Annotated in this window: 3 protein-coding genes and 1 pseudogene; 1 reads left to right on the top strand and 3 read right to left on the bottom strand. The window is 68.7% G+C overall.

Going from position 1 to position 3,538, the window contains the following annotated elements:
• Positions 1 to 195 precede the first annotated feature (195 nt).
• Positions 196 to 372 (bottom strand): hypothetical protein, encoded by a 177-nt coding sequence (locus ACWEKM_RS46135; RefSeq protein WP_451627300.1) that lies wholly within the window; start codon positions 370 to 372, stop codon positions 196 to 198.
• 237 nt (positions 373 to 609) lie between these two features.
• Entirely contained in the window at positions 610 to 1,428 is an 819-nt protein-coding gene (locus tag ACWEKM_RS46130; RefSeq protein WP_451627299.1) for an IS5 family transposase, read from the bottom strand.
• A 101-nt stretch (positions 1,429 to 1,529) separates the two neighbouring features.
• Here ACWEKM_RS46130 and ACWEKM_RS46125 point away from each other — a divergent pair, with 101 nt between their 5' ends.
• On the top strand, positions 1,530 to 1,799 hold the full coding sequence (locus ACWEKM_RS46125; protein WP_451627301.1) for a group II intron maturase-specific domain-containing protein: 270 nt from the start codon (positions 1,530 to 1,532) through the stop codon (positions 1,797 to 1,799).
• Between the two features lie 244 nt (positions 1,800 to 2,043).
• Here the strand turns inward: ACWEKM_RS46125 and ACWEKM_RS46120 are convergent.
• A pseudogene (locus ACWEKM_RS46120) lies at positions 2,044 to 3,247 on the bottom strand (IS1380 family transposase).
• Positions 3,248 to 3,538: the final 291 nt, after the last annotated feature.

Below are 3,538 nucleotides of genomic sequence, written 5' to 3'. Positions count from 1 at the left end.
GATCCACATCGCCTCGATCGACAACCTCGCCAAGCGCATAACGGACGAGACCACACCCACCTGGCGAGGCACCTACTAGGGCATACGGGGCGATCTACCTAAATCAAATGCCCTCTGAGAGGACGGTATCAGAGCTGATGCCCGATTCTTCGTTTCGTGCGGGACAAGCGGGCAGGTCGGGGCGACGTCGGTCGGCTATGGCCGGGGCTGGGTGAACAAGCCTGGCTCGGTCTCGGCCAGGATTCCGCGGTCGGCCAGCCGCTTGAGCTTGAGGCGGACGTTGTTGATGTTGTTGGGCGCGACCGGCAGGTCCATCGCCTCGCACACCTGCCGGGCCCGCAGCGGGTGGTCGGCGGCGGTGAACACCGCCATGATCTGCTGATAGGCCGGATGGTCCGGCAGTTTCGGTGCCGGCGGCGCGGGCGGTTGCGGGTCGGGCAGCCCCAGCAGTGTCTTGCGGGTGATCCGGACGTCTTCGGCGGCCCGGCCGATCGAGCTGTGCGGTCAGCTGCGTGATCTGTTCTCGCATCGTCTCGGCCTGCGCGGTAATCTCCCGTTCCCGCTCCTCCAGCCGTGCCAGCACCGCGCCGAGGGTCAGCTCCCCGCCGGTCACGCGGTGCGCCAGGCCGGTGTAGTCGCCCCGGTCAGCCGGCGCAGTATCACCGCGGTCATCGCCCAGTACACCCGCGACTCCGAACTGCGGGGCCGGTGCTCGTACCTGCGGTGCAGCATCAAGATCCCATAGGCGCGCTCCACGACCCACCGCTTGGCCTGGGGAACGAACCCGGTCTGCGCGGGATTGCGCTCCACGACCTCCACCCCGATGCCCACCTTCTCCCCGTGCGCGACGACGGCGTTCTTGAAGCCCTGGTCGACCAGGGCCTTCTGAACGGTGTCGGTGTCGGCGGCGACCTCGTCCAGCAGCGCGATGCCGACGGCGTTCTCGTGCGCCGACGCGGCCGCCACCACCACCGCGATCACCAGCCCCAGAACGTCAACGGCCAGGCCGCGCTTGCGGCCCGGTACTTTTCTTGCCGCGTCGCGCCCCGTCGACTCAGCGGGCACTCCGGCCGCCGCGTGCACGCTCTGGGTGTCGAGCACCACCAGGCTCGGGTCCGCCTTCCGATGCGCCATTTCCCGCACCTGCCAACGCAGCAGGTCGTGAATGGTCTGGTCGGTGCCGTCGTCACGCCAGGTGTAGAAGTAGTACTTCACCGCGCCGGGCGGCGGGAAGTCGTGCGGGAGCAGGTCCCACTGGCAACCGGTCCGGCCCTGGTAGAGCAGTGCGTTGACGATCTCCCGCATCGCGTACCGGCCCTGATGGCCGCTGACCGAGGGATGCGCGGCCTTCCACGCGGCGATCACCGGCTCGACCATCGGCCACTGCTCGTCGCTCACGTCGGTCTTGTAGGGCTTGCGCTCGCTCACGGCGACCAGCCCAACATGCCCATGGCCGCCGAACGGCCGGGATGCCCCACCGCCACACGTTCAGGTGACGACAAAACTCCTATGCACTCTTATTCCGCCCTCTGAATGCGTTCCTTCGCGGGTGGGGCGCGTATTTCCGCTTCGGGAATTCGGCCCACCGCTTCGACCAGATCGGCTCCTATGCGCGGATGCGGATCGGCGGGTTCCTCGCCAAGAAGCATCGGCGCAGCCGGAGATTCGGCTGGTCGGTGGTGGCGTTCGCCTCCGCCGACTCGCTGGGGCTGGTCGCTCTGCACGGGACCGTCGTCGCCCCCAGACCCTTCCGGGACTGGCGGGGCAGGCCGAATGCCGGTGGTGAACGGCGTCGGTGAGCCGTGTGCGGGAGAACCGCACGCACGGTTCGATGCGGCGGGGGCTGGACACGGAGCGGACGTACTCCGCCACCGCGCCAGCCCCCGACCCTACGTGACGGCCCTGTCGGATTCGCTGGCGGGCCGTTTCGGTCGTCCAGTCTGATGACGGGCAGGTCTGTGGCCAGGCTGTCGCGTCGGGTGGGCGCCGGGTTCCACGTCTCCGGCCGGGGTGGTGCTGTTCGTAGGGACAGGAAGATGCTGGTCAGCCGGGGTTCGGCAGGGCAGCGAGCCGTTGCAGGGCTTCGGTGATCACGTCGGTCCAGGGCCAGTGCTTCGCGAGGTGGAGGATGCGGCGTCGGCCGGTGGTGACGAGTTGGGCGGCGGCGGAGAACAGCCGCAGCCTCAGGCGCTTGGGTTCCCACAGGCCGGGCGGGGCCGGTCAGGGCCAGCATCGGCATCCAGGCCAGCAGGTCCAGCGCGATCTGGAGGATCTCCAGCCAGATCTGGTTCTGTGCTGCGTCGTGCAGGGGCAGGTTGCGCAGGCCGGTGGCTCGCGCGGCGCGGATGCGGTCCTCGGCGCGGTCCCGCTGGCGGTGCCGCAGTTCCAGCGCCGCGATCGCGGCGTCCTTGGTGTTGGTGGCAAACGCCGTCAGGCGCATGCCGTCGGCATTGGTGAACCGCAACTGAGCGCGGGGATGCGGGCGTTCCTTGCGGACGATCAGCCGCATGCCCTGCGGCCAGCCGTCCAGTACATCTCCGGCGAGTTCGGCGACCCAGGCACCGTCACGGATCTCGCCGCCGGGCTCGACGGTCGGCGTCCGCGCTGAGGCGGGAACCCGCAGCACCGCCTGATGGATCTGCTCGGTGATGGTCATGCCGACCGAGTACGACAGCCACCGCCCACGCGCGGTGAGCCAGTCGAGGAACATGTGGGTACCGTCGGTGGAATCGGTGCGGATCAGGGTGTGCCGGCCGCGCCGGAACTTCCTCGGCAACTGGGCCAGCGCCAGCCGGGTGGTCTGGATGTGGTCGGCGGCGGTGTTGCTGCCCGCCCTGCCCGGCCGCAGCAGTCCCGCGACGGGCTCTCCGGTGCCGCCGCGTCCGTGGTCGACGAAGGCCATGAGCGGATGATGCCCATAGGTCTTCTTCCAGGTCCGTGTGGCGTCCTCCTCGTCGGAGTGGGCCAGCACCAGCACGCCGTCGATGTCCACGATCACCTGCCCGTCGGCGATCGGAGCATCAAGCCCGGCCAACTGCCATATGTGGTCGCGGACTTCGGCCCGTGCGGTGTGGATGGCGGCCAGCGCCCGGCAGCTTGCACCACGGCGCGAGCGCCGCCGACAACGCGGCATCCACGCCGCTCTTTCGGACCGTCTCCACCAGAGGACCGCCCCGGCCTGCGAGACCACCGAACGACCGTTGCCTTCAACTCGGACAGGCGCGTACGACCCGCTACGCTTCTTCACCCGGGGAGTGCTTCATTTTCGGGGACGAACAGGACCTCCGACAAGCCCTATCGTCCCAGTTCAGAGGCACTCCCCGCTTATTTGATCATCCTTCGGACGGCCGCTTCGTGAAAGCCCGAGGCTAGCCGCGGGCACCTCGTCGGCGGCCTACTTCACTTGACGGGCGGGGACTGGAAACGGAGCCCTCACAGGCCACCGCGCCAGTCCCCGACCCTACTGAGCCATGATTGATCCGGTAGCTTCTGCCGGGAAACTCGATGTTGGTGCCCCGACGGAGCGCAGGAAAGAGGA

Source organism: Streptomyces sp. NPDC004752 (genome assembly GCF_053601275.1).
This window is presented reverse-complemented; position numbering and strand designations above follow the sequence as displayed.

What these genes read in the sequence shown, in the direction of transcription:
- ACWEKM_RS46135 (WP_451627300.1), bottom strand. Translation starts at nt 372, where the DNA reads ATGGCGGTGTTCACCGCCGCCGACCACCCGCTGCGGGCCCGGCAGGTG.